This is a genomic window from Streptomyces sp. NPDC002773, assembly GCF_040295605.1.
In the GTDB taxonomy this organism is placed as follows: domain Bacteria; phylum Actinomycetota; class Actinomycetes; order Streptomycetales; family Streptomycetaceae; genus Streptomyces.
Window position 1 is genome coordinate 250,625 of the sequence record NZ_JBEOVO010000003.1, and the last position, 25,690, is coordinate 276,314.

The window sequence follows — 25,690 nt, forward strand, 5'->3', positions numbered from 1 at the left end:
CTTCTCCCACCCTCATCGCGAAAGGCTTTCCGTGAGCACCGAAGCGTACGTGTACGACGCGATCCGCACCCCGCGCGGACGCGGCAAGGCCAACGGCTCCCTGCACGGCACCAAGCCCATCGACCTGGTCGTCGGCCTCATCCGGGAGATCCAGACCCGCAACCCCGGCCTCGACCCCGCCGCGATCGACGACATCGTCCTCGGTGTCGTCGGCCCCGTCGGCGACCAGGGCTCCGACATCGCCCGGATCGCCGCCATCGCCGCCGGACTCCCCGACACCGTCGCCGGCGTCCAGGAGAACCGCTTCTGTGCCTCCGGCCTCGAAGCGGTCAACATGGCCGCCATGAAGGTCCGCTCCGGCTGGGAGGACCTTGTCCTCGCCGGCGGAGTCGAGTCCATGTCCCGGGTGCCGATGGCCTCCGACGGCGGCGCGTGGTTCTCCGACCCGATGACGAACCTCGACACCAACTTCGTCCCCCAGGGCATCGGCGCCGACCTCATCGCCACCATCGAGGGCTTCACCCGCCGCGACGTCGACGAGTACGCGGAACTCTCCCAGGAGCGTGCCGCCACCGCCTGGAAGGACGGGCGCTTCGCCCGCTCCGTCGTCCCCGTCCGCGACCGCGCCGGACTCGTCGTCCTCGACCACGACGAGCACCTGCGCCCCGGCACCACCGCCGACTCCCTCGCCCGCCTCAAGCCCTCCTTCGCCGACATCGGCGAACTCGGCGGCTTCGACGCCGTGGCGCTGCAGAAGTACCACTGGGTCGAGGAGATCGACCACGTCCACCACGCGGGCAACTCCTCGGGCATCGTCGACGGCGCCTCCCTCGTCGCCATCGGCTCCAAGGAGGTCGGTGAGCGGTACGGGCTCACGCCGCGCGCCCGCATCGTCTCGGCCGCCGTCTCCGGCTCCGAGCCGACCATCATGCTCACCGGCCCCGCCCCCGCGACCCGCAAGGCGCTCGCCAAGGCCGGCCTCACCATCGACGACATCGACCTGATCGAGATCAACGAGGCCTTCGCGGCCGTCGTCCTCCGCTTCGTCAAGGACATGGGGATCTCCCTGGACAAGGTCAACGTCAACGGCGGAGCCATCGCGCTCGGCCACCCGCTCGGCGCCACCGGCGCGATGATCCTCGGCACCCTCGTCGACGAGCTGGAGCGGCAGGACAAGCGCTACGGCCTCGCCACCCTCTGCGTGGGCGGCGGCATGGGCATCGCCACCGTCGTCGAGCGCGTCTGACCGTCCCGTCCGAACCCCTCAAACGGAGAAGCATCAGTCATGAGCGAGCGCACCACCATCCGCTGGGAGCAGGACGAGACCGGGATCGTCACCCTCGTCCTGGACGACCCCGACCAGTCCGCCAACACCATGAACCAGGCCTTCCGGGCCTCGATCACCGCCGTCGCCGACCGGGTGGAGGCCGAGCAGGACTCCATCCGCGGCATCATCTACACCTCCGCAAAGAAGACCTTCTTCGCCGGCGGCGACCTCAAGGACATGGTCAAGGCGGGCCCCGAGCACGCCGAGTCCATCTTCGACGCCGCCATGGAGATGAAGAAGGCGCTGCGCCGCATCGAGACCCTCGGCAAGCCCGTCGTCGCCGCGATCAACGGAGCCGCGCTCGGCGGCGGTTACGAGATCGCGCTCGCCTCCCACCACCGTGTCGCGCTCGACGCCCCCGGCTCCAAGATCGGCCTGCCCGAGGTCACCCTCGGCCTGCTGCCGGGCGGCGGCGGAGTCGCCCGCACCGTACGCCTCATGGGCATCACCGACGCCCTCCTCAAGGTGCTGCTCCAGGGCACCCAGTACACCCCGAAGCGGGCCCTGGAGAACGGCCTCGTCGACGCGGTCGCCGCCGGCCCCGAGGAGATGATGGCCAAGGCCATCGCCTTCATCGACGCGCACCCCGAGTCGCGGCAGCCCTGGGACGTACCCGGCTACAAGATCCCCGGCGGGACCCCGTCGAACCCGAAGTTCGCCGCCAACCTGCCGGCCTTCCCGGCCAACCTGCGCAAGCAGCTGAACGGCGCCCCCTACCCGGCCCCCCGCAACATCATGGCGGCCGCCGTCGAGGGCTCCCAGGTCGACTTCGAGACCGCGCTCACCATCGAGTCGCGCTACTTCACCGAGCTGGTCACCGGCCAGACCGCGAAGAACATGATCCAGGCCTTCTTCTTCGACCTCCAGGCCGTGAACTCGGGCGCGAGCCGCCCGAAGGACATCGCGCGGAGCCAGGTCCGCAAGGTCGCCGTCCTCGGCGCCGGCATGATGGGCGCCGGCATCGCGTACTCCTGCGCCCGCGCCGGCATCGAGGTCGTCCTCAAGGACGTCTCCGCCGAGTCCGCCGCCAAGGGCAAGGCCTACTCGGAGGCACTCTGCGCCAAGGCCGTCTCCCGGGGCCGTACCACCCAGGACAAGGCCGACGCGCTCCTGGCCCGGATCACGCCGACCGCCGAGGTCCGCGACCTGGCGGGCTGCGACGCCGTCATCGAGGCGGTCTTCGAGGACACCGCGCTCAAGCACAAGGTTTTCCAGGAGGTCCAGGCCGTCGTCGCCCCCGACGCGCTGCTCTGCTCCAACACCTCCACCCTGCCGATCTCCGTCCTCGCCGAGGGCGTGGAGCGCCAGACCGACTTCATCGGCCTGCACTTCTTCTCGCCCGTCGACAAGATGCCGCTCGTCGAGATCATCAAGGGCGAGCGGACCGGCGACGAGGCACTCGCCCGCGCCTTCGACCTCGTCCGGCAGATCAACAAGACGCCGATCGTCGTCAACGACTCGCGCGGCTTCTTCACCTCGCGCGTGATCGGCCACTTCATCAACGAGGGCGTCGCCATGCTCGGCGAGGGCATCGAGCCCGCCTCGATCGAGCAGGCCGCCGCCCAGGCCGGATACCCGGCGAAGGTCCTCTCCCTCATGGACGAGCTGACCCTCACCCTGCCCCGCAAGATCCGCAACGAGACCAGGCGGGCGGTCGAGGAGGCCGGCGGGACCTGGGTCACGCACCCCGGCGAGGCCGTCATCGACCGCATGGTCGACGAGTTCGGGCGGCCCGGACGCAGCGGCGGCGCGGGCTTCTACGAGTACGGGGAGGACGGGAAGCGCGGCAGGCTGTGGCCGGGCCTGCGCGAGCACTTCGCCAAGCCCGGACACGAGATCCCGTTCCGCGACATGCAGGAGCGGATGCTCTTCGCCGAGGCCCTGGACACCGTCCGGCTCCTGGAGGAGGGCGTCCTGACCTCGGTCGCCGACGCCAACATCGGCTCCATCATGGGCATCGGCTTCCCGGCCTGGACCGGCGGCGTCCTCCAGTACGTCAACGGTTACGAGGGCGGTGTCGCGGGCTTCGTCGCACGCGCCCGCGAGCTGGCGGCCGCGTACGGGGAGCGGTTCGAGCCCCCGGCCCTCCTGGTGGAGAAGGCGGACCGGGGCGAGGTCTTCACCGACTCCTGAACGCGGCCCTCAGCTCCTCGCTCAGCGAGCGCTGGAAGGCGGTGACGAGGGCCTGGACCACCATCGGCTGCATGTGCGCCGAGAGCGACCTCATCGCGGTCAGGTGGTCCGGGTCCTCGCCGCTCTCCCGGTACGGGTTCCACACCTGCTCCTGGAAGAGCCGCGAGAGCTCCTGGGCGGCGGCGCGGGCGTGCTCAAGGAGCACGGTCCGGGAGGCGAGGATCGTCTCGTGCTCGATCGGCACGTCGAGCAGCTCGACGCCGAGCCGCAGCAGGGACCCGTCGAGCCGGAAGGTGTCGGCGTCGCCGGTCCGGCCGCTGTCGGTCCGGGCGTCGTCGGTCCGGCCGTCGCCGGTCGTGTCGCCGTCGCCCCGGTCGAGTACGCCCATCGCGGCGAGCCGGTCGACGTCCTGGGCCGTGAGCGGCCGCCCGGCGCGCCGTTCGAGCTCGCGCCGGGTGATGACCTCGGCCGACTCGGGGGCCCAGGAGGCCACGAGGGCCCGGTGGATGGCGAGGTCCTGGGCACTGAGGTCGGGCGGCAGCTGCTCCACGTACCGCTCGATCGCCGCGAGCGTCATGCCCCGCCGCTGGAGCTCCTCGATGAGCGCGAGCCGCGACAGGTGCCCCGGCCCGTAGTGCCCGACCCGCCGCGCCCCGATCACGGGCGGCGGCAGCAGCCCCCGTGTCCCGTAGAACCGTACGGTCCGCACCGTGACACCGGCCCGTGCGGCCAGCTCGTCGACGGTGTAGCTCGGCACGTCTTCACTCGGCACAGCGTGCCCTCACTTCCCCTGCGGGCCGACCCGCCGGTCCGGGTCGCTTGAACAGTATTGCTGTCTCACCACCGCTGTAGAAGAGCGCGGGTACGGGACGACCCGCGGCCGGCGGTAAACTCGACGCCCGTGGCCGATACACAGTACGAAGACCTGTTGCGACTGGTACTCACCTCCGGGACGGCCAAGGCCGACCGGACCGGGACCGGCACCCGAAGTGTCTTCGGGCACCAGCTCCGCTATGACCTCTCCCAGGGGTTCCCGCTGGTCACCACCAAGAAGGTGCACCTCAAGTCCATCGTGTACGAGCTGCTGTGGTTCCTGCGCGGCGACTCGAACGTCGGGTGGCTGCGGGAGCACGGCGTCAGCATCTGGGACGAGTGGGCCGACGCGGACGGCGAGCTCGGGCCGGTCTACGGTGTGCAGTGGCGCTCCTGGCCCGCCCCCGACGGCCGGCACATCGACCAGATCAGCCAGGTCCTCGACACCCTGCGCGACGACCCGGACTCCCGACGGATGATCGTCTCCGCCTGGAACGTCGCCGAACTCGACCGCATGGCGCTCGCCCCGTGCCACGCCTTCTTCCAGTTCTACGTCGCCGACGGCAGGCTCTCCTGCCAGCTGTACCAGCGCAGCGCGGACCTGTTCCTCGGCGTCCCGTTCAACATCGCGAGCTACGCCCTGCTCACCCACATGGTGGCGCAGCAGACGGGTCTTGAGCCGGGCGACTTCATCTGGACCGGCGGCGACTGCCACATCTACGACAACCACGTGGAGCAGGTCACCGAGCAGCTCTCGCGCACCCCGTTCGACTTCCCGGAGCTGCGCCTCCACAAGGCCGACTCGCTGTTCGCGTACACGTACCCCGACGTGGAGATCGCGGACTACCGCCACCACCCGGCGATCAAGGCGCAGGTCGCCGTATGAGCACCGGCACCACCGGCACCCCCGACGGCATGACCGTCGGACTGATCTGGGCGCAGACCTCAGAGGGCGTCATCGGCGCGGGCAACGCGATCCCGTGGCGCCTCCCCGAGGACATGGCGCACTTCAAGGCGACCACCCTCGGCCACCCCGTGATCATGGGGCGCAAGACCTGGGACTCGCTGCCCGCGCGGTTCCGCCCGCTGTCCGGCCGGCGCAACATCGTGGTGACGCGTGATCCGCACTGGACGGCCGAAGGCGCGGAGCGCGCCGACTCGATCGAAACGGCGCTGCGCCTCGCGTCCGACCCGGCCGGCACGGGCACGACGTGGGTGATGGGCGGCGGCGAGATCTACCGCGCGGCCCTCCCACACGCGGCCACCCTCTCGGTGACGGAGGTCGACACCCGGATCACCGGCGACACCTACGCCCCCGCCGTGGACCCCACCTGGCAGCTCACCGAAGACACGGACTGGCAGCACTCCACCACCGCCCTCCGCTACCGCATCCGCCGCTACGTCCGCCCGTAGTCACCCCACCGCGACCCCGAAGATCGGCGCGGGCTAGAGTCTGCGGCTGATCGGGCCGGGGGGTTCGGGGACAGGGGATACAGATGTACACGCAACTCAGGGAGACGGCCGACGAGTTGGCCGCGGTCCTGTGGCGGGAGCACACCGTCTACCGGGAGCGGGGCGGCGGTGTGGTGATACGGGGCGAGCATGTGGAGCGCTGGATCAGTCTCGGTCCGACCGGGGGGAAGGACCAGGCGCTGCTGCGCGCCGGGCGGCTCCTCGACGGGGGGACCACCGCCCCGGCCCGGACCGAGGTGGTCGTGGACCTGACGGCCGGGACGGCGGAGCTGGCCGCGGTCTGCCGGAGTCTCCTCGCCGAGGTCGCCGCGGCCGCAGAGCCGGCTCCCCGGCCTTCGGGGCGGGCGCCCGGCAAGCAGAGAAAGCAGGGTCGGGCGGCTCCTGCCGCCCGACCCCGCCGGCCCCGCAAGCAGCGGCACACGAGCCTGGGTTCCCTCTTCGTGCTGCTCTGTGTCGCCGGGGTCCTCGGCGCCTGGCTCTACAGCCTCTTCGGCAGGTACGGGTACTGAGCCGCGCCCGCCGCCGGTCGCCGGGTCGGGGACGTCAGTACCCGACGACCGGGTAGTGGTCGGAGAGGTTGGTGTACGTGTACCGCGTGCCCCAGCTGGAGACCGTCCACGGAGCGCTCTGCTCCAGGACCACGTGGTTGGTCCAGCCGGCGGGGCGGGCGTTCCCGGCGCGGAAGAGGACGTAGTCGAGGTCCTCGCGCGGGTCGTCCGGGTAGCGCTCGGAGGCGATCGAGTTCAGGTCGGTGTCGAAGGAGTACGGGTGGCCGGTGCGGAAGTCCGTGCCCGCCAGGCCGGCGTCGGCGAGCATCGTGCCGTACTCGGGCGTGTGGGAGTCGACGTTCATGTCACCGGCGACGATCACCTGCTCGTTCGCCGGGATGTTCTTGGCGTCGAGGAAGGCGTCGAGCGCCTTGAACTGGCGGCTGCGCATCTGCGCCGCCTCGCCCGCCGAGCAGCCCGGGTCGGTGGACTGGGCGTGGGTGCCGACGACGTGGACCCGGCTGCCGTTCACGTCGAGGACGGCGTACGCGAAGCCCTTGTTCGAGTACCAGTCGGCGCCGCAGGCGTCCTTGTAGACGTACTGCTCCTTGCGGACGATCGGCCACTTGCTGAGGATCGTCACGCCGCCGTCCTCGGGCGTCGTCGCGGAGTACGCCCCGCCGGTGGCGTCCCAGCCGGTCTTGCCGCGGCCGATGACGGGGGTCTGGTGCGGGTACCGGTCCGCGGCGTTCGCCTTGAGCGCGTCCGAAGCGGCGTTGTCGAAGGCCTCCTGGACGACGACGACGTCCTGCCCCTGGAAGAAGGAGGCGGCGGGGATCGCCTTGGCCCGGTGGTCCTGGCCCCAGTTCGGATAGAGGGACTTGCTGAAGAGAAACGCGTTGTACGAGAGCACCTTCAGCCGCGGGGCCTCGGCGGCCGTGGTGGAGGCTGCGGTCGCGCCCGGCGCGGTCGCGGCCAGGGTGGCGGCGGCGAGCGCGAGCGAAAGGGCGGCGCCGGGTGCACGGCGGAGCGCGGCGAACGACACGTGAACTCCCAAAAGAGGGTGGGGGGTTGACCTGGCGCCGCACATACAATCAGTCAGGGTTACCTTCCGGTAGCCTTTGGATGCCGGGAATCTTGCCGGGCTCGCACAAGCGCGCCAACTCTCTGGCTGCTGTCTGATTTGTGGTGTTTTTGTCCAGGTAGAATGCGCGCATGACCCTCGCGAGCAACTCACTGATTTTCGACATGGACCTCGGTCCGCTCAACCCCGTCTGGGCCGAGCTCATCCTCGGCGTGGTCCTGTTCGGTCTCACCTTCCTCTTCCTTGCGAAGGGCATCCTGCCGAAGATCCGCCGCACCCTCGACGCGCGCGAAGACGCCATCGAAGGCGGCACCGACCGTGCGGACGACCTGCGCGCCGAGGCCACGCAGATCCGTGAGCAGTACGAGGCCGAGCTCGCCGAGGCCCGCCACGACGCGGCCCGTATCCGCTCCAAGGCCGTCGAGGAGGGCTCCGTCGCCATCGCGGCCGCCCGCGCCGAGGGCATCGCCGAGCGGGACGCGATCGTCACCGCCGGTGCCGAGAAGATCGCCGCCGAGCGCGTCGCCGCCGAGCGCGAGCTCACCGCGGACGTCGACGCCTGGGCCCACGCCCTCGCCGCCCGTATCGTCGGCGAGCCGGTCGGCGCCGACCGCGCCTGATCCGTACTTCCCCGGAAGGGGCCGTCACCAGGGTCCACAGGGCCCGGGTGACGGCCCCTTCGCCGTGGGTGCAGCCTGGAGGGTGAGGAGAGCCCCATGGAACACGTACACGTACACCCCACCGACCCCACCGGCCCCGCCCCCGCCGACCCCGCGCCGCCCCCCATCGGGGGAGTGCTGTGGAGCGTCGCCGGTGACATCCGGGCGCTCCTGATGCTGCCCGCCGCCCTCACCATGCAGGTCGCGCACCCGGCGATCGGCGCCGGGGTGGACGCGCACTCCGTCTTCAGGACCGACCCCTGGGGCCGCGGCGAACGCTCCCTGCGCTCGGTCCAGCTGTGGATCTACGGCGGCGAGGACGCCGCACGGGAAGGGCGCCGCCTGCGGGAACTGCACCGCACCATCCAGGGCACCGACGCCCACGGCCGCCGCTACCACGCCCTCACCCCGGCCTACTACTCATGGGTCCACGCGACCGGCTTCCCCGTCTACACCTGGGGGCTCCGCCTCCTCGCCCGCCCCCTCACCGAGGCGCAGGAACGGCAGCTGTACACGGAATGGCTCCAGGTCGGCCGGATCCTCGGCATCCACGACCGGGACATGCCGCAGACGATCGAGGAGTTCTGGCCGTACTACCGGAAGGTCCTGGCGGACGAGCTGGAGGCGACCGTCGTCGTCCGGGAACTGCTCGACCCCGACCAGCCGGTGCCCGCCCCCGACCGGGGCCCGCTGCCGCTCAGGCTCGCCCTCCGGCTGCTCTGGCCCGCCCTGCGCCGCCCGTTCCTGCGGCTGCGGGCCTTCCTCACCGTGGGCCTGATGCCGCCGGACGCCCGGGAGGCCATCGGCCTGGAGTGGACGGACGCCCAGGAGCGCACCCTGCGCCGCTTCGCCCGGGTCGTCCGGCTCGTCGTGCCCGTACTGCCGGAGCGGCTGCGCTACCTGCCGCTGGCCCGCAAAGCCCGCGAGGCCGCCCGCCGCGCATCGCGCTGACGGACGGCCCCGGTCGGCGTACCGGTCAGTGCGGGTGGTGCTCCCCGGTCTCGTGCCCGGTCTCATGGATCGTGTTCGTCTCCGCGATCCTCTTCCACGACTTCGGCGCCACCGGCTGCGGCCGCACCGTCGCCCGAGCGGTCGACCGCGCGGCCGGGGCGGACAGGCCGGCCGCGGCCGCCGTGGGTGCGGACGGCTTCGACGGCTGGTACAGCCAGGTGTCGAAGAGCTCGGCCAGCGGCTTGCCGGAGACCCGCTCCGCGTACCGCACGAAGTCGGAGACCCGTGCGTTGCCGTAGGCGAACTCCTGCGGCCAGCCCTTCAGGATCGCGAAGAAGTCCTCGTCGCCGATCTCGTTGCGCAGGGCCTGGAGCGCCAGCGCGCCCCGGTCGTAGACGGCGATGTGGAACTGGTTCTCCGCGCCCGGGTCACCCGGCTTCACCTTCCAGAACGGGTCGTCGGCGGTCCGGATGGCGTACACGTAGTCCGCGAGCTCCTGGGCCGTGCCCTCGCCCTCCTTCTCCGACCACAGCCACTGGCTGTAGCGGGCGAAGCCCTCGTTGACCCAGATGTCCTTCCAGTCGCGGACGGACACGCTGTCGCCGTACCACTGGTGTGCCAGCTCGTGGACGACCACCGACACGTTCGCGCCGTTGGCGAACTGGCGCGGGCTGTAGAACGGGCGGGTCTGGGTCTCCAGGGCGTAACCGCTGGTCACGTTCGGCACGTACCCGCCGAGGGAGTTGAAGGGGTACGGCCCGAAGACCGACTCCAGCCACTCCGCCACCTCGGTCGTGCGCTCGATCGAGGCGCGCGCCGCGCCGTCGTTGCCGCCGAGGTCCTTGCTGTACGCGTTGAGGACGGGCAGCCCGTTCGCCGTCCTGTCCGTCGTGATGTCGAACCTGCCGACGGCGAGCGTGGCCAGGTACGTGGCCTGCGGCTTGTCGGAGCGCCAGTTGAAGCGGGTCCAGCCGAGGCGCGAGGACTGCGACTGCAGCACGCCGTTGCTGATGGCCTGGTGGCCGTCCGGCACCGAGACGGAGACGTCGAAGGTGGCCTTGTCGAGCGGATGGTCGTTGGACGGGAACCACCAGACGGCCGAATCCGGCTCCTGCGCGGCGACACCGCCGTCCGGGGTGCGGGCCCAGGCCGACCAGCCGTCGATCTTCACCTCGGAGGGCTTGCCCGCGTAGCGGACGACGACCGAGATCGGCTTGTTCCGCTCCAGGGGTGTGGCCGGGGTGACTTCCAGCTCGTGGTCGCCCGAGGTGGTGAACCTCGCGAGGCGGCCGTTGACCCGGACCTCGCTGACCTCCAGACCCAGATCGAGGTTGAACCGGGACAGGTTCTGCCTGGTGGTGGCGATGATCGTCGCCGTGCCCTCCAGGAGGTCGGTGTCGGGCCGGTACTTGAGGCGCAGGTCGTAATGGGAGACGTCGTAGCCGCCGTTGCCACTGGCGGGGTAGTAGGAGTCGCCGATGCCCGGGGCCCCAGGGGAGTAGTCGGCCGCCGATGCCGGGATCGCCAGCAGCAGGGAGGCGGCGAGGGCGCTCGGAACGATGATTCTGCGGTGCACGGGTGCTCCCCAAGTCATAGGAAACGTAAGACGCGCGGGTGGGCGTCGGTCCTTAGTCCGGACACTATTCAGCGCCCCGACGCACCGTCACGTCCAGAGGACCCCCTGTCACACGATCGCCATTCGGCCGACATGAACCCCTTGCGTCTCCGGGGTCACCGCGACTCAGGCGCCTGTCGTCGGACGCAGGACCATCAGTGAGCCTTCCGAGGTCGCCACCATCGCGAAGGGGAACCGGTCGAGTTCGAGGCAGAGGGCGACGTCATCGGGGTGGGCTCCCTGGCGCACCCCCTCCGCCAGTTCGGTGGCGGCGCGCGACTCGGCACCGCGGCGGAGGAACCCGGCGGCGTCCGTCGCGGCCCCGGCGGCCCTCCGGGCGATGTACTGAGCGCACGCCAGGTCCTCATCGGCCTGCCCGTCCTCGCCGGTGACCACGAACGTGACCGTGTCACTCCCGCGCGTCCGCAAGAGCTGAGCCGTCGCCTCCGCCACCACGAAGCCGGCGCACAGCACCAGCGACGCGTCCTTGACCGCGAGGGCGCCGACCGTCCCCGCCGTGGTCTTCTGCACGACGGTCCGTCCGCCGAGGTCGAGAGAGCGCAGCAGGCCCGGTGAGTTGACGGCGTCGAACCCGGGCGCGGACGGACCGTCCTTCAGCGCCACCCAGTCCGGGTGGCGAGCCTTGAGCGCCAGGGCTCCGTCCAGCGACTCGGCGAGAACGATCTTCTCCGCCCCCTGGCCGAAGGCCCAGGCGGCCACGGTGAACGCACGCATGACGTCGACCACGACGGCCACGGACGGGGTGTCGACCAGCTCAGGGATACCAAGGAAACGAGAGTCCATTCGGTCATGATCAATCATTCCCCTGGGAACAGGCGCTCTTTTGCACGGGAGTTGACCGGAGTAACTTCCCGCCCATGCCGATGCGAATGCGGAGAACCCGCGGAGCCCGACTGCCGTACGGAACCCTCGTGGCCGCGGCCGCCGCCGCCCTGCTCGCGACCCTGGTCACCCCCGCGGGCGCACAGCCGGAGCCCACGGGGCCCTCCGCCGTGTCCGGGCCCGCCACGCCCTCCGTACGCGAGTCCCGGCCCGTCCACTCGTACGCCGACGCCATCCGTGAGTCCGTCTGGGTCGACACCGGACTCGACGGCGACGGCGACGGGCGCGCCGACCGGGTCGCCGTCGACATCGTGCGCCCCCGGGAGACCGCCGCGACCGGCCGGAAGATCCCGGTCATCATGGACGCCAGCCCGTACTACGCCTGCTGCGGACGCGGCAACGAGGGACAGAAGAAGACCTACGACGCCGACGGGAACCCCGTCCAGTTCCCGCTCTACTACGACAACTTCTTCGTCCCCCGCGGATACGCCTTCGCCGCCGTCGACCTCGCGGGCACCAACCGCTCCGACGGCTGCGACGACGTCGGCGGACGCTCCGACGTCCAGTCGGCCAAGGCCGTCGTCGACTGGCTGAACGGCCGGGCCAGCGGCTACACCTCCCGTACGGGGGACACCCGCGCCCGCGCCACCACCTGGAGCGCCGGCAACGTCGGCATGATCGGCAAGAGCTGGGACGGCACCGTCGCCAACGGCGTCGCCGCCACCGGCGTCGAAGGGCTCAAGACGATCGTCCCGATCGGCGCCATCTCCTCCTGGTACGACTACTTCCACTCGCAGGGCGCCCCGCTCTACAACGCCAACCCGAGCTGGCTCTCCGAGTACGTCAACAGCCCCGAGGCGCGGGCCCGCTGCGGCGCCGTCCAGGACCGCGTCGCCGCCGGCACCCCCTACAGCGGTGACTGGACCCGGGCCTGGACCGAGCGCGACCACGTGCGGAACGCGGGCAAGGTCAAGGCGAGCGTCTTCGTCGTGCACGGACAGCAGGACCTCAACGTGCGGGCCAACCAGTTCGGCCAGTGGTGGGACGCGCTCGCCGCCCACGGCGTCGAGCGGAAGATATGGCTCTCCCAGACCGGCCACGTCGACCCCTTCGACTTCCGCCGCGCCGACTGGGTCCGCACCCTGCACCGCTGGTTCGACCACCACCTCCTCGGTTACGAGAACGGCATCGACCGCGAGCCGGTCGCCGACATCGAGCGCGCCCCGGACCGCTGGACCACCGACCGGCACTGGCCGCCGCGCGCCACCACGAGCACCACCCTGCGCCCCGCCCCCGGCGCCGCCGCGGGCCCCGGCGTCCTCGGCCGTGCCCCCGCGGCCCCCGGCTCCACCGCCACCTTCACCGACGATCCCGGCCTCGGCGAGCTCGACTGGGCGGCCCGGATCGACAGCGCCACCCCCGAGAAGGCCGGGTTCGTCACCCGCCCCCTCTCCCGTGACCTGCGGATCGCCGGCTCCTCGAAGGTGACGGTCACCGCCACCCCGAGCACCGCCACCGCGCACCTCTCCGCCGTCCTCGTCGACCTCGGACCCGACACGATCCGCGACTACGGCGCCCCCGGCGAAGGCATCACCACCCGCACCGACCGCACCTGCTGGGGCGCGAGCACCCCCGGCGACAGCGCCTGCTTCAAGGAGACCGAGGCCCGTACGACGGCCGTCGGGTACACGGTCGTCAGCCGGGGCTGGGCCGATCTCGGCACCTGGGCCGACCCGCGCCGGGAACGCCCGCTGACCCCCGGCAGGGCGTACACGATGACCCTGGACCTCGCCGCCACCGACCACGTCGTCCCGGCCGGACACCGGCTCGCCCTGATCGTCGGCGGTACCGACAAGGACCTGCTCGACCCCCCGTCCACCACCCCGACCCTCACCCTCGACCTCGCCCGCACCTGGGCGGAGCTCCCGCTGGTGGGCGGGCCCGCGGCCTTCGCCGGGGCCACCTCGGGGCCCTACCCGACCGTGCCGACGCCCACTGCCCCACCGTCCCTGAACGGCGCCGAACCGCCGGCCGCCGTCACGGGCCCGCGCCTTCCCGGATCTGGAGCCACTCGATGACACCCCCTGCCACGCTCCGGAGTTCGCGGCGCGCCCTCGCCCTCGTGGCCGGCGCCGCCGCCCTCGCCCTGCCGCTGGTCACCGTCCCCGCCAAGGCGGCGGACAGCGCTCCCGCGAAGCCGCTGCCACGCACCGGATTCGAGGAGACCCGGGGGGCGCGGTGGACCACGGAGGCCGAGGAGCGGGACTTCCTCGCGGCCGTCGACCGGGCGAGCGCACGCCTGTCGGTGGGTGTGATCGGTACCACCGCGCAGGGCCGTCCGCTGCGGCTCGCCACCCTCGGCACCGGCCGCACCACCGTGCTGCTCGTCTGCAGTCAGCACGGCGACGAGCCGGCCGGCCGCGAGGCCTGTCTGAGCACGGTGCGCGACCTCGCCCACGCCCAGGACGGGGAGACCCGGCGCTTCCTCGCCCGTACGACCCTCCTCGTCGTCCCCACCGCCAACCCCGACGGCCGGGAGGCCGACACCCGCGGCAACGGCGACGGCGTCGACGTCAACCGCGACCACATCGCCCTGCGGACCGCAGAGGCGCGGGCGGTCGCCGCCGTCATCCGCGACCGGCGCCCCGAACTCGTCTACGACCTGCACGAGTACGGTGCCACCCCCCGCTACTACGACAAGGACCTGCTCGCCCTCTGGCCGCGCAGCCTCGACACCGACCCGCACGTCCACGACGAGGCCCGGACCCTCTCCGAGGCCTACGTCAGGCCCGCCGCCGGGCTCGCCGGCTACAGCAGCGGCATCTACGGCATCTGGACCGACCCCCTCACCGGAAAGCCGCTCAAGCAGGTCGCCGGTGACGGCCAGGAACGGATCCTGCGCAACACGGCCGGCATCAAACACTCCGTGGGCCTGCTCGTCGAGACCCGGGTGGACGCGCTCGACGAGGCCGAGCAGAACGATCCCGCACGCAACCACCGGCGCCGGGTCGCCACCCAGCACGTCGCTCTCGAAGGCGCCTTCGCCTACGTCGAGGAGCGGCACGGACGGCTCACGGCGGCCACCGCCACCGCCCGCAGCGCCGGATTCGCCGACCGGGGCCCGGTCCACCTCGGCGGCGCCGACAACGATCCGCCGGAGCCCGGGGAGATCATCGCCGACCCGCCGTGCGGCTACCGCCTCGACGCCGCCCAGTACGCCGAGGTGGGCGACGAACTCGCCCTGCACGGCGTCACCGTGCGCGCGGAGGGATCGGGCGCGTTCGTGCCGCTGCGCCAGTCGCGGCGGGCGCTCGTCCCGCTGCTCCTGGACGCGCGGGCCACCTATCACCTCGTCAGTGGCAGTCCTGTGGAGAGGTGTTGACGATCACGTGCCGCACGGCCGCGACGGCGTGGATCCGACGTTTGCCGAGGTAAAGTTACCGACTGGTACTGACCATGCCTCGAACAGGTCCCCACGGCCTGGAAGTTGGAGAACCACCATGCGTAACACGGAGACCGCACGTCGCACCCTGACGTCACTGCTCGCCACCACGCTGCTCGCCGGAGGCGTGCTGCTCGGCCAGACGGTGACCGCGGAGCCCGCCGCCGCCGGCACCATCACCTGCAACGTCAACAAGCTGAAGGCCGACGCCCGCAAGGAGCGCGACCGGGCCGCCCAGCTCAAGCGCCTCGGCGCCACGGCGGAGGCCCGCAAGGCCATCGCCCGTGCCGACGCCCTCGAGCGACGCGCCCGCCAGTGCGCCGACGCCGACAACAACAGCAAGCCGCCGCTGTGGAAGTAGTCGGAGCGAGGTGAGCGGGGCGGGGCCGGTCGGCGAGACCGGCACCCGCCCCGCGGTCGTCGGACGACGACCGGGCCGCCCACAGCGCTCCCCAGGGGCGGGCCGTACCGGGACCGGTACATTTCCGGGACGGCCCAGCCATGGAACGGCGCCCCCGACCGGGGAATGCTCGTAGTCATGTCGGCCGCGTACACCACCCTCGACCTCGCCCCCGCCGTCCTCCCGGACGGTGTCCTTCCGTGCGGCTTCGCCCGCCCCCGGCCCGACGACGTCGACCTCGTCGTCGACGGCAGACCGCTCCTCCACCGGCTCGACGAGGCCGACGGCACCGACGCGGTCTCGCCCCTCGCGGCCGACCTGCCGCCCACCCTCCGCGCCGAGCACATCCACCGCCTGCTCGCCGCCGCCCCCGCGCCGGCGCCCGGGCGCCTCCCCGAAGCCGTCCCCGCGCCCGCGGACGGCCGCCAGGTGATCTACTCCTGCCCCGACTGCGCGGACCCCGGCTGCGGAGCCGTCACGGCCGTCGTCGAGCGCGACGGCGAGCACGGCGAGGTCGTCGTTTGGCGCGATTTCGCCTGGCAGACCGGCCCCGCCGCCGACCCGGTCCGCGAGGGGTACCCCGGCGTCGGCCCGTACCGCTTCCACGGCGCCGTCTACCGGGCCGTACTGCTCCGGCTCCTCGACGCCTCCGCACGCCGTTCGGGACAGGCCCTAGAATTCGTTCCCTGATGACTGCAACCCTCGTCGCCAAGGACCTCGCCGCCGGCCACGGCGAACGCACCCTCTTCGCCGGCCTCGACCTCGTCGTCGCCCCCGGCGACGTGATCGGCCTCGTCGGCGTCAACGGCGCCGGCAAGTCGACCCTGCTGCGGCTGCTCGCCGGGATCGACGCCCCGGAGGAGGGCGAGCTCCGGCTCTCCCCGCCCACCGCCGCCGTCGGCCACCTCCCGCAGGAGCCGGAGCGGCGCCCCGGGGAGACCGTCCGTGAGTTCCTCGCCCGGCGCACCGGCGTCGCCGCCGCCCAGACGGCCATGGACGAGGCCACCCAGGGCCTCGTCGACGGCACGCCCGGCGCCGACGACGCGTACGCCGAGACGCTGGACCGCTGGCTGAACCTCGGCGGCGCCGACCTCGACGAGCGCGCCGAGGAGGTCGCCGACTCCCTCGGCCTCACCGTCGGCCTCGACCAGCCGATGACCTCGCTCTCCGGCGGCCAGGCCGCCCGCGCGGGACTCGCCTCGCTCCTCCTCTCCCGCTACGACGTCTTCCTGCTCGACGAGCCCACGAACGACCTGGACCTCGAAGGCCTGGAGCGCCTGGAGGCGTTCGTGAAGGGGCTGCGGGCCGGGACGGTCGTCATCAGCCACGATCGCGAGTTCCTCACCCGTACCGTCACCAAGGTCCTCGAGCTGGACCTCGCCCAGCAGCAGATCACCCTGTACGGCGGCGGTTACGACGCGTACCTGGAGGAGCGGGACACCGCCAGGCGCCACGCGCGCGAGGAGTTCGACGAGTACGCCGGCAAGAAGGCCGCCCTCGAAGCGCGCGGCCACATGCAGCGGTCCTGGATGGACAAGGGCGTCAAGAACGCCCGCCGCAAGGCCACCGACGGCGACAAGCTCGGACGCAACGCCCGCAGCGAGGCCAGCGAGAAGCAGGCCGCGAAGGCCCGCCAGACGCAGCGCATGATCGAACGCCTCGACGTCGTCGACGAGCCCCGCAAGGAGTGGGAGCTGCGCATGGAGATCGCCGCGGCGCCGCGCTCCGGCTCGGTCGTCGCGACCCTGCGCGAGGCCGAGGTGCGCCGGGGCGACTTCTCCTTCGGGCCCGTCACCCTCCAGATCGACTGGGCCGACCGGGTCGCCGTCACCGGGGCCAATGGCGCCGGGAAGTCGACCCTGCTCGCCGCCCTCCTGGGCCGGCTGCCGCTCGACGCGGGTGACGCGGTCCTCGGCTCGGGCGTCGTCGTCGGCGAGGTCGACCAGGCCCGCAAGCTCTTCCACGGTACGGAGACGCTCCTGGAGGCGTTCTGCGCGGCCGTGCCGGACACGGAGCCCGCCGAGGTCCGTACCCTCCTCGCGAAGTTCGGTCTCAAGGCCGTCCATGTGATGCGGCCCGCCACCACCCTGTCTCCGGGTGAGCGGACCAGGGCCGCGCTCGCGTTGCTCCAGGGCCGGGGCGTGAACCTGCTCGTCCTCGACGAGCCGACCAACCACCTGGACCTGCCGGCCATCGAGCAGCTGGAGGCCGCGCTCGACTCGTACACCGGCACTCTGCTGCTCGTCACCCACGACCGGCGGATGCTCGACGCGGTCCGCACCACCCGGCGCATCGAGGTCGCCGCCGGCAAGGTGACCGAACTCTGATGACGGTCCCGCACGGCCGGGGCCCGAGGGAGACGGCCGTGGCGTCCGGCCGGGGCGTGACGGCTGCGACGGTCTCGCACGACCGGGGCCCGGCTCCGGCGGCGCTCTCGTCCGACCGGGGCCCGCGATGACGGTCTCCTTCGGCTGGGGGCCCGTCGCGGCGCGGGCCCTCGCCCCCTCGGCCGCCTGCGTGGTCGTCGTGGACGTGCTGTCCTTCACCACGGCGGTGGGCGTCGCCGTGGAGGGCGGCGCGGCCGTGTACCCGTACCGCTGGCGGGACGCGACCGCCGAGGCGTACGCGCAACAGCAGAACGCCGTCCTCGCCGTCGGCCGGAGCGAGGCCACGGCGACGCACCCGTGGACACTCTCCGCAGCCGCCCTGCGCGCCGCCCCGATGCCGCCGCGCCTGGTCCTGCCCTCGCCGAACGGCTCCACCATCGCGGCGGCGGCCGCCGACACCACCGTCGTCGCCGCCTCCCTCCGCAACCACTCGGCCGTCGCCCGCTGGCTCACGGACCGGGGCTACGGCTCCGCCGGACGCCCGCTCGCCGTCATCGCCTCCGGCGAGCGGTGGCCCGACGGCTCGCTGCGCCCGGCGCTCGAGGACCTGCTCGGCGCGGGCGCCGTCCTCGCCGGGCTCGTGGGCCCGCACACCCTGACTCCGGAGGCGACCGCGGCGGCCACGCTGTGGTCGGCCACCGAGGACCCGGTCGCCGCCTTGCACGGCTGTGACTCGGGCCGTGAACTGTACGAGTACGGCTTTCCGCAGGACGTGGCCGTGGCGGCGGAGGTCGACAGCTCGACGGCCGTCCCCGTCCTCGTGGACGGCGCTTTCCAGGAGGCACCATGACCGACCTACTGACCCGGCTGACCGAGATGCTGGACGATCTGGACGCGGACGTCGACGAGACGATCGACCTCGCCGACGAGATCGCGGCCTCGGGCGACGCCGGTCTCCTGCCGCGCCTCCAGGCGGAGCTGGACCGGGCCCTGACCGAACGGAACGCCTACGCCCGTGAACTCCTCGGCGGTGTCCTCGCCGCCGTCGGCGGCCCGGACGCCCTCCCCGCGCTGATCCGTGCCTCCGCCGTCGACCTCGGTGACGACCAGGACGGCCTGGCCGCCGAGATCGTCGACCTGGTCCAGGCGGACCCGAAGACGGCCCGCGCCCTCCTCCAGCCGCTCACGGCGGACGACGACCTGTCCGTCGCCAACCGCGCCGACTGGGCCATGCGCTTCCTGCCGTAGCGCCGCGAGCGCCGCGGAGGAGCTTCCTCATACGACGAGGCCACAGCCCATCGGGCTGTGGCCTCGTGCGGCATGCGCGGTCAGCGGCGCTTGCCGCCGCCCTCGCCCAGCAGGCCTGCCTTGCGCAGGGCGTCGGCCATCGCGCTGTTCCCGGGCGCGGGAGCGGAGGCGCGGTCCCGGCCGCCCCGCTCGGACTGCCCGCCCCGGCCGGACTGGCCACCCCGGCCGTTCCGGTCGCCCTGACCGCCGCCGCCCCGGTTGTCCCGGCCGCCGCGGTCGGACTGCCCGGCCCGCTCGGACCGCCCGCCCTGGTTCCCGCCCTCGCCCCGGCCGCCGCCGGCGCCGCCCTGCCGCTGCTGCGGCGGGCGTCCGGAGCGCTCGCCCCGCTCGCGCCGGGGCGCTCCGTCCGTGGTCTCGGTGCCGGCCTGGTCGTCGAGCCGCAGCGTCAGCGAGATCCGCTTGCGCGGGATGTCCACGTCCTGGACCTTCACCTTGACCACGTCGCCGGGCTTCACCACGTCGCGCGGGTCCTTGACGAAGTTCTTCGACATCGCCGACACGTGGACGAGACCGTCCTGGTGCACACCGATGTCCACGAACGCCCCGAAGGCGGCCACGTTGGTGACGACCCCTTCGAGGACCATCCCGGGCTCCAGGTCCCCGATCTTCTCCACGCCCTCCTTGAAGGTGGCCGTCTTGAACGCCGGACGCGGGTCACGGCCCGGCTTCTCCAGCTCGCGCAGGATGTCCGTGACCGTCGGCAGACCGAAGGTCTCGTCGACGAAGTCGTCCGCCCGGAGCGAGCGCAGCCTGCCCGTGTCACCGATGAGCGCCGCGACCTCGCCGCCCGTCGCCTTCACCATCCGGCGTACCACCGGGTACGCCTCGGGGTGCACCGACGAGGAGTCGAGCGGGTCGTCGCCGTCCCGGATGCGCAGGAAGCCCGCGCACTGCTCGTACGCCTTCGGGCCGAGCCTGGCCACGTCCTTGAGCGCCCGGCGGGAGCGGAAGGGGCCGTTGGCGTCCCGGTGCGCGACGATGTTCTCCGCGAGACCGGAGCTGATGCCCGAGACCCGCGAAAGGAGCGGCGTGGACGCCGTGTTGACGTCGACGCCGACGCCGTTCACACAGTCCTCGACGACCGCGTCGAGGGAGCGCGAGAGCTTCACCTCGGCCAGATCGTGCTGGTACTGGCCGACGCCGATGGACTTCGGGTCGATCTTCACCAGCTCCGCGAGCGGGTCCTGGAGCCGCCGGGCGATGGAGACGGCCCCGCGCAACGACACGTCGAGACCGGGCAGTTCCTGCGAGGCGAACGCGGAGGCCGAGTAGACCGAGGCGCCCGCCTCCGAGACCATCACCTTGGTCAGCTTCAACTCGGGGTGCTTGGCGAGGAGTTCGGCCGCCAGCTTGTCGGTCTCGCGGGAGGCCGTGCCGTTGCCGATCGCGACCAGCTCGACCGCGTGCTCCTTCGCGAGGCGCGCCAGCCTGTCGAGCGCCTGGTCCCACTTGTTGGCGGGCACGTGCGGGTAGATCGTGTCGGTGGCGACGACCTTGCCGGTCGCGTCGACCACGGCGACCTTCACCCCCGTACGGAAGCCGGGGTCGAGGCCGAGCGTCGCCCGGGTACCGGCCGGCGCGGCGAGCAGCAGATCGCGCAGGTTCGCCGCGAAGACCCGGACCGCCTCGTCCTCGGCGGCCGTCCGCAGCCGCAGCCGCAGGTCGATCCCGAGGTGGACCAGGATGCGGGTCCGCCAGGCCCAGCGGACGGTGTCCTGGAGCCACTTGTCCCCGGGGCGCCCCCGGTCGGCCACGCCGAAGCGGTGCGCGACGATCCCCTCGTACGAGGAAGGTCCCTCGACGGGCTCCTCCGGCTCCAGATCGAGGCTGAGCACGTCCTCCTTCTCGCCGCGCAGCATGGCGAGCACCCGGTGCGAGGGCAGCGCCGTGAACGGCTCGGCGAAGTCGAAGTAGTCGGCGAACTTCGACCCCGCCTCCTCCTGCCCGTCCCGCACCTTCGCCACCAGCCGGCCCCGGCCCCACATGCGCTCGCGCAGCTCCCCGATGAGGTCGGCGTCCTCGGAGAACCGCTCCGCGAGGATCGCGCGCGCGCCCTCCAGAGCCGCGGCGGCGTCCGCGACGCCCTTGTCCGCGTCCACGAAGGCCGCGGCGGCGGACGCCGGCTCCACCGACGGATCGGTGAGCAGCCCCTCCGCCAGCGGTTCGAGACCGGCCTCCCGTGCGATCTGGGCCTTGGTCCGGCGCTTCGGCTTGAAGGGCAGGTAGATGTCCTCCAGGCGCGCCTTGGTGTCGGCGGCCCGGATCCGGGCCTCGAGCTCCTCCGTCAGCTTGCCCTGCTCACGTACCGAGTCGAGGACCGCCTTCCGGCGGTCCTCCAGCTCGCGCAGATAGCGCAGCCGCTCCTCCAGGGTGCGCAGCTGCGCGTCGTCGAGCATCTCCGTCGCTTCCTTGCGGTAGCGCGCGATGAACGGCACGGTCGAACCGCCGTCGAGCAGCTCGACGGCCGCCTTCACCTGTCGCTCGCGTACGCCGAGTTCCTCGGCGATCCTTGCTTCGATGGACGTGGTCACGGTGTCCCGACTCGCCTTCTCGTGCCTCAAGCTTGCGAGTGCATTGTGCCGGGTCGGTCACCCGTACGCGGCATCCGACCCGATGACGCGCGCGCCGGGACCCCGTGCCTCAGCCCTTGCCGAGCAGGTCCGCCGGGAAACCGCCCGCGCCGGCCGCCGAGACGGCGAAGCCGCGGGCCAGTTCGGTGAGCCGCTCGACGCCGGCCGCGCCGAGGTGCTCGTACGGGGCGGAGTCCAGCCGGTCGGTGATCTCCTCCACCTCCTCACGCAGCCGGATTCCGGTCTCGGTCAGCTCGCCGTCGGTGTCGAGCAGGCCGCGCTCGCGCAGCCGCTCGGCCGCCGCCTCCCAGTCCGCGCGCCGCCAGCCGCGGCTGCCGAGGAACCAGCGCGGGCTCATGGCCCTGCCGGTCGCGGTGTGCGAGACGACCGCCTCGATCGGGTCGAGGCCGAGGGCGAGCAGGGCCGCGAGGTGGCCGTCGCCCCGGTGCTCGCGCAGCAGGGTCGCGGCGTGCCAGTAGGCGAGGTGGGGGGTCTCCGGCACCGGCAGGTCGGCGTTGGCGGAGTAGAGCGGCCGGGCGTGCCGGGTGCAGGCCTCGGTGGCGCGCAGGGCCAGCTCGGCGGCCTCGGCCATCTCCGGGGAGGCGAGCGTCTCCTTGCCGAGGAGCCGGCGCAGGGTCGCGTCGGCGGCGCGCAGCCGCGCGTCGAGGACGGCCACGGGCGATGCGGCCTCCCAGACGGCGGGCAGATGCTGGGCGAGCAGCTCGTGGTTGTAGTTGTAGAAGGTCGCGGCGACGGTGCCGGCGCCGACGGCGCCGAGGGGGGCGCTGCGGGCGGCGAGCCGCGCCGCGGCGCCGTCGGTGATGCCGAGGGCACCGAACTCGCGGTCGAGGTCGGGCGAGAAGTAGAGCGTGGTGTGCGTCGTGTTGACGGCGTTGTGGCAGCGGCGTCCGGCGCGCGGGGGGAGCGAGGTCGTCATGGCTGAATGTTACCGACTGGTCGGTACGACGGGAACAGGCAGGCCGAGGCAGTCGACCACCCCGATGGCAGAAAAGGTGGGTTCCACGTCGTTGCGGACGCCGCGGGACCCGCGAAGGATGGAGCGCATGACGCAGCGAACCGTTCTCGTCGTCCTCTTCGACGGCGTCCAGAGCCTCGACGTCACCGGCCCCTTCGAGGTGTTCGCCGGTGCCGCCCGCGCCGCCGGGGACCCGTCCGCGTACACGCTCACCACCGCCTCACTGGACGGCGGCCCGGTCCGTACGCACAGCGGCCTGCGTCTGCTCCCCGACACGACCCTCGCCGAAGCCGTCGCCGGCGGCGCCCCGCACACGCTCGTCGTCCCCGGCGGCGAGGGCACCCGCGACCCCGCCCCCGCCCTGATCGACTGGCTGCGCACCCACGCCCCGGCCGCCGGGCGCCTGGTCTCCGTCTGCACCGGGGCGCTGCTCCTGGCCGAGGCCGGACTCCTCGACGGGCACCGGGCGACGACCCACTGGGCCACCTGCGACCACCTCGCCCGCGGCTACCCCGAGGTCGAGGTGGACCCGGACCCCATCTTCGTACGGGACGGCCGGCTCTCCACCTCCGCCGGGGTCACGGCCGGCATCGACCTGGCGCTCGCCCTGGTCGAGGAGGACCTCGGCCGGGACGTGGCCCTCACCGTCGCCCGCCACCTTGTCGTCTTCCTGCGCCGCCCCGGAAACCAGGCCCAGTTCAGCGCCCAGCTGTCCGCCCAGACCGCCCGCCGCGAGCCACTCCGCGACCTCCAGCAATGGATCACCGAGCACCCCGAGTCGGACCTCTCCGTCGACGCGCTCGCCGCCCGCGCCCGGCTCTCGCCCCGTCACTTCGCCCGCGCCTTCCACGCGGAGACCGGCACCCCGCCCGGCCGCTACGTCGACCGGGTCCGGCTGGAACACGCCCGCCGGCTCCTGGAGGAGACCTCGCGCGGTGTCGAGGAGGTCGCACGCGCCTCCGGCTACGGCACCTCGGAGGCGATGCGCCGCGCCTTCCTGAAGGCCCTGAGGACCGCCCCGGCGGAGTACCGCCGCCGCTTCCACGCACCTGTCCACCGAGTCGACTGAAAAGGATCACCATGCAGATCGCCGTCCTGCTCTACGAGGGCCTCACCACCCTCGACGCCGTCGGCCCGTACGAGCTGCTCGCCCGGCTGCCCGGAGCCGAGACCGTCTTCGTCGCCAAGGAGACCGGCCCCGTCCGCAACGACCAGGGCAGCCTCGCGCTCGTCGCCGACAAGTCCCTCGCCGACGTCCCGCACCCGGACATCGTCCTCGTACCCGGCGGCCCCGACTCCCGGCAGGCCATGAACGACCCGGAGATCCAGGCCTGGCTCCGGACCGCGGACGAGACCAGCACCTGGACCACCTCGGTCTGCACCGGATCGCTGCTCCTGGGCGCCGCCGGACTGCTGAGCGGCCGCCGCGCCACCACCCACTGGCTCGCCTACGAGGAGCTCAAGGCGCTGGGCGCCGAACCCACCGGCGAGCGGGTCGTCTTCGACGGCAAGTACGTCACGGCCGCCGGCGTCTCCTCCGGCATCGACATGGCCCTGCACCTGATCGGCCGGATCGCGGGCGACGAGGCCGCCCAGACGATCCAGCTGCTCACCGAGTACGACCCGCAGCCCCCGTACGACGCGGGCTCGCCGGAGAAGGCCCCGGCCGCGATCGTCGCGCACTGGCGCGGACAGCCGGTCGAGTCGCTCGCGCGGGAGAGCTGAGGCCCGGAGCCCGTACGCGAGCTGAGCCGCGGAGGCCGTACGTGAGCTGAGGCTCAGAGCCCGTACCGAGGCTCAGAGCCCGTACGTGAAGCGGGGCGCGCGGCGCTCGAGGAAGGCGGCGACACCCTCCGCGGTGTCGCCGCTGCCGCGTGCCTGCTCGGCCCAGTGGGCGTCCCGGTCGAGGCGCCCGTCCGCGAACTCCTTGGCCGCCGCCTGCGTCAGGAGCGAGCGCGAGGCCAGCACCCGGGCGAACTCGGCCACCCGCTTGTCCAGCTCGCCCACGGGATGGAGCTCGTCCACGAACCCGGTCCGCAGTGCCCGCTCGGCGTCGATCAACTCACCGGAGAACAGCAGGTACTTGGCGGTCGAAGGGCCCACGAGGGCGGCGAGCCTGCGGGTCGAGGAGGACGGGTAGACGATCCCGAGCTTCGACGGGGTGATCCCGAAACGCGCCCCCTCCTCGGCGAACCGCAGGTCGCACGCGGCGGCGAGCTGGCTGCCGCCCCCGACGCAGAAGCCCCGGACGGCGGCGAGGGTCGGCTTGGGGAAGGCCGCGAGGGCCTCCTCGGCCCGTACCGCGAGCGCCTGCTGTTCGTCCCCGGGCTCGCGCAGCGCGGAGATGTCCGCCCCGGCGCAGAAGGTGTCGCCCTCGCCCGTCAGGACCAGGACCCGCACCGCGGGGTCGGCGGCGAGCCGCTCCAGGACGCCGGGCAGGGCGCGCCACATGGCCGCGCTCATCGCGTTGCGCTTGGCGGGGTTGGCGATGGCGACGGTGGCGATCCCGTCCGTGGCGCTGGCCTTCAGCTGCGGCTCCATGGGCCGGATGCTATCCGCCGTACCCGAACGTACGATCAGGAAGGGGCCGTCCCGAGGAGGCACCGCATGGCCAAGGACGCCCACGAGCCGCACGAGGCACCGGACCCGGTCCGCGAGATGGCACGCGAGGGGAAACGGCTCAACAGGAGCTTCAGCTGGCTGGCCGTGCTCGGCGTCCTGCTCGTCGTCGGCGGCGTCGTCGGCCTGGTCTACACGGGCGTCGCCACCCTGACCTCGATGCTGCTCTTCGGCTGGCTGCTGCTGATCGGCGGTGCCGTGGGCCTTCTCCAGGCCATCCAGTCGCGGGGCACCAGCTACTTCTGGCTCGCCGTGGTGGTGGCCGCCCTGAACATCGCCGCCGGTCTCGTGGTGATCCGCCACCCGGAGGGCTCGGCGGAGGCACTGACGATGTTCGCCGCCCTGCTCTTCCTGACCGGTGGTGTCTTCCGGCTGGTCGGCAGCGTGGTGGTGCGCGGGCCGCAGTTCGGCTGGACCCTCCTCCAGGGCGCCTTCGGTCTGCTCCTCGGTCTGCTCGTCCTGTTCGACTGGCCGGACAGCAGCCGGTACGTCCTCGGGGTCTTCTTCTCACTCGCGCTGCTCTTCGACGGACTCGGCCTGATCGCGATCGGCGTCGGCGGGCGGAGGATCGTCAGTATGGTGACACCGGCCACGGCCCCCGCCCCGGATCCGTCAGAAAGCGCGACCGATCAGTCGAACAACTGACATGGGCATAATCAACC

General features: G+C 72.6%; 24 protein-coding genes. 17 read left to right on the forward strand and 7 right to left on the reverse strand.

What is annotated here, in order from left to right; all coding sequences use genetic code 11:
• Positions 1-31: 31 nt before the first annotated feature.
• Positions 32-1,246, forward strand: coding sequence for an acetyl-CoA C-acetyltransferase (locus ABT034_RS06360; protein WP_351211825.1), 1,215 nt, complete (start codon positions 32-34; stop codon positions 1,244-1,246).
• A gap of 39 nt (positions 1,247-1,285) precedes the next feature.
• A complete protein-coding gene (locus ABT034_RS06365) occupies positions 1,286-3,460 on the forward strand; it encodes a 3-hydroxyacyl-CoA dehydrogenase NAD-binding domain-containing protein (RefSeq protein WP_351211827.1) in 2,175 nt (724 codons plus the stop codon).
• On the opposite strand, the gene ABT034_RS06370 is transcribed toward ABT034_RS06365, so the two are convergent.
• Positions 3,447-4,232 (reverse strand): MerR family transcriptional regulator, encoded by a 786-nt coding sequence (locus tag ABT034_RS06370; protein ID WP_502972807.1) that lies wholly within the window; start codon positions 4,230-4,232, stop codon positions 3,447-3,449. The two genes, ABT034_RS06365 and ABT034_RS06370, sit on opposite strands and share 14 nt — an antisense overlap.
• Before the next feature lie 129 nt (positions 4,233-4,361).
• On the opposite strand from ABT034_RS06370, the gene ABT034_RS06375 reads away from it, so the two are divergent.
• The 3 genes from ABT034_RS06375 to ABT034_RS06385 all read left to right on the forward strand — a co-directional run bounded on the left by ABT034_RS06375 (position 4,362) and on the right by ABT034_RS06385 (position 6,255).
• On the forward strand, positions 4,362-5,159 hold the full coding sequence (locus tag ABT034_RS06375) for a thymidylate synthase (protein WP_351211831.1): 798 nt from the start codon (positions 4,362-4,364) through the stop codon (positions 5,157-5,159).
• Between the two features lie 29 nt (positions 5,160-5,188).
• Positions 5,189-5,686: a dihydrofolate reductase gene (locus ABT034_RS06380; RefSeq protein WP_351212071.1), complete on the forward strand. Its 498-nt coding sequence runs from the start codon at positions 5,189-5,191 to the stop codon at positions 5,684-5,686.
• Positions 5,687-5,769: 83 nt separating this feature from the next.
• Positions 5,770-6,255: a hypothetical protein gene (locus tag ABT034_RS06385; protein WP_351211833.1), complete on the forward strand. Its 486-nt coding sequence runs from the start codon at positions 5,770-5,772 to the stop codon at positions 6,253-6,255.
• Between the two features lie 34 nt (positions 6,256-6,289).
• On the opposite strand, the gene sph is transcribed toward ABT034_RS06385, so the two are convergent.
• Entirely contained in the window at positions 6,290-7,324 is a 1,035-nt protein-coding gene (gene sph / locus ABT034_RS06390) for a sphingomyelin phosphodiesterase (RefSeq protein ID WP_351211835.1), read from the reverse strand.
• A 125-nt stretch (positions 7,325-7,449) separates the two neighbouring features.
• On the opposite strand from sph, the gene ABT034_RS06395 reads away from it, so the two are divergent.
• Complete coding sequence (locus tag ABT034_RS06395; protein WP_351211837.1) at positions 7,450-7,938, forward strand: F0F1 ATP synthase subunit B family protein; 489 nt, start codon at positions 7,450-7,452, stop codon at positions 7,936-7,938.
• A 96-nt stretch (positions 7,939-8,034) separates the two neighbouring features.
• Positions 8,035-8,928 (forward strand): oxygenase MpaB family protein, encoded by an 894-nt coding sequence (locus tag ABT034_RS06400; protein WP_351211839.1) that lies wholly within the window; start codon positions 8,035-8,037, stop codon positions 8,926-8,928.
• 25 nt (positions 8,929-8,953) lie between these two features.
• Here the strand turns inward: ABT034_RS06400 and ABT034_RS06405 are convergent, their stop codons facing one another.
• Together ABT034_RS06405 and ABT034_RS06410 are read right to left on the reverse strand one after the other, a co-directional pair.
• Positions 8,954-10,504 (reverse strand): M1 family metallopeptidase, encoded by a 1,551-nt coding sequence (locus tag ABT034_RS06405; RefSeq protein WP_351211841.1) that lies wholly within the window; start codon positions 10,502-10,504, stop codon positions 8,954-8,956.
• A 165-nt stretch (positions 10,505-10,669) separates the two neighbouring features.
• Entirely contained in the window at positions 10,670-11,347 is a 678-nt protein-coding gene (locus tag ABT034_RS06410; RefSeq protein WP_351211843.1) for a 2-phosphosulfolactate phosphatase, read from the reverse strand.
• A gap of 80 nt (positions 11,348-11,427) precedes the next feature.
• Here ABT034_RS06410 and ABT034_RS06415 point away from each other — a divergent pair, with 80 nt between their 5' ends.
• The 7 genes from ABT034_RS06415 to ABT034_RS06445 all read left to right on the forward strand — a co-directional run bounded on the left by ABT034_RS06415 (position 11,428) and on the right by ABT034_RS06445 (position 18,803).
• Positions 11,428-13,464: a Xaa-Pro dipeptidyl-peptidase gene (locus ABT034_RS06415; protein ID WP_351212073.1), complete on the forward strand. Its 2,037-nt coding sequence runs from the start codon at positions 11,428-11,430 to the stop codon at positions 13,462-13,464.
• Complete coding sequence (locus ABT034_RS06420; protein ID WP_351211845.1) at positions 13,461-14,768, forward strand: M14 family metallopeptidase; 1,308 nt, start codon at positions 13,461-13,463, stop codon at positions 14,766-14,768. The genes ABT034_RS06415 and ABT034_RS06420 overlap by 4 nt, the downstream gene beginning before the upstream one ends.
• Before the next feature lie 118 nt (positions 14,769-14,886).
• A complete protein-coding gene (locus tag ABT034_RS06425) occupies positions 14,887-15,189 on the forward strand; it encodes a hypothetical protein (protein ID WP_351211847.1) in 303 nt (100 codons plus the stop codon).
• A 177-nt stretch (positions 15,190-15,366) separates the two neighbouring features.
• Positions 15,367-15,918 (forward strand): hypothetical protein, encoded by a 552-nt coding sequence (locus ABT034_RS06430; RefSeq protein ID WP_351211849.1) that lies wholly within the window; start codon positions 15,367-15,369, stop codon positions 15,916-15,918.
• Positions 15,918-17,555, forward strand: coding sequence for an ABC-F family ATP-binding cassette domain-containing protein (locus ABT034_RS06435; protein ID WP_351211851.1), 1,638 nt, complete (start codon positions 15,918-15,920; stop codon positions 17,553-17,555). Before ABT034_RS06430 ends, ABT034_RS06435 begins: the two co-directional genes overlap by 1 nt.
• Before the next feature lie 127 nt (positions 17,556-17,682).
• Entirely contained in the window at positions 17,683-18,405 is a 723-nt protein-coding gene (locus ABT034_RS06440) for a 2-phosphosulfolactate phosphatase (protein WP_351211853.1), read from the forward strand.
• Positions 18,402-18,803 (forward strand): hypothetical protein, encoded by a 402-nt coding sequence (locus tag ABT034_RS06445; RefSeq protein WP_351211855.1) that lies wholly within the window; start codon positions 18,402-18,404, stop codon positions 18,801-18,803. The genes ABT034_RS06440 and ABT034_RS06445 overlap by 4 nt, the downstream gene beginning before the upstream one ends.
• Positions 18,804-18,883: 80 nt before the next feature.
• Here the strand turns inward: ABT034_RS06445 and ABT034_RS06450 are convergent, their stop codons facing one another.
• Together ABT034_RS06450 and ABT034_RS06455 are read right to left on the reverse strand one after the other, a co-directional pair.
• The gene (locus ABT034_RS06450) at positions 18,884-21,394 is read right to left on the reverse strand and encodes a Tex family protein (RefSeq protein WP_351211857.1); all 2,511 of its coding nucleotides are present in this window, start codon (positions 21,392-21,394) and stop codon (positions 18,884-18,886) included.
• Between the two features lie 109 nt (positions 21,395-21,503).
• The gene (locus tag ABT034_RS06455; protein ID WP_351211859.1) at positions 21,504-22,370 is read right to left on the reverse strand and encodes an SCO6745 family protein; all 867 of its coding nucleotides are present in this window, start codon (positions 22,368-22,370) and stop codon (positions 21,504-21,506) included.
• Between the two features lie 127 nt (positions 22,371-22,497).
• Here ABT034_RS06455 and ABT034_RS06460 point away from each other — a divergent pair, with 127 nt between their 5' ends.
• On the forward strand, positions 22,498-23,478 hold the full coding sequence (locus ABT034_RS06460) for a GlxA family transcriptional regulator (protein WP_351211861.1): 981 nt from the start codon (positions 22,498-22,500) through the stop codon (positions 23,476-23,478).
• Between the two features lie 11 nt (positions 23,479-23,489).
• Positions 23,490-24,134: a DJ-1/PfpI family protein gene (locus tag ABT034_RS06465; RefSeq protein WP_351211863.1), complete on the forward strand. Its 645-nt coding sequence runs from the start codon at positions 23,490-23,492 to the stop codon at positions 24,132-24,134.
• 72 nt (positions 24,135-24,206) lie between these two features.
• On the opposite strand, the gene ABT034_RS06470 is transcribed toward ABT034_RS06465, so the two are convergent.
• A complete protein-coding gene (locus ABT034_RS06470) occupies positions 24,207-24,950 on the reverse strand; it encodes an enoyl-CoA hydratase/isomerase family protein (protein ID WP_351211865.1) in 744 nt (247 codons plus the stop codon).
• A gap of 66 nt (positions 24,951-25,016) precedes the next feature.
• Between ABT034_RS06470 and ABT034_RS06475 the strand changes: the two genes are divergently transcribed.
• Positions 25,017-25,673 (forward strand): HdeD family acid-resistance protein, encoded by a 657-nt coding sequence (locus tag ABT034_RS06475; RefSeq protein WP_351211867.1) that lies wholly within the window; start codon positions 25,017-25,019, stop codon positions 25,671-25,673.
• Positions 25,674-25,690: the final 17 nt, after the last annotated feature.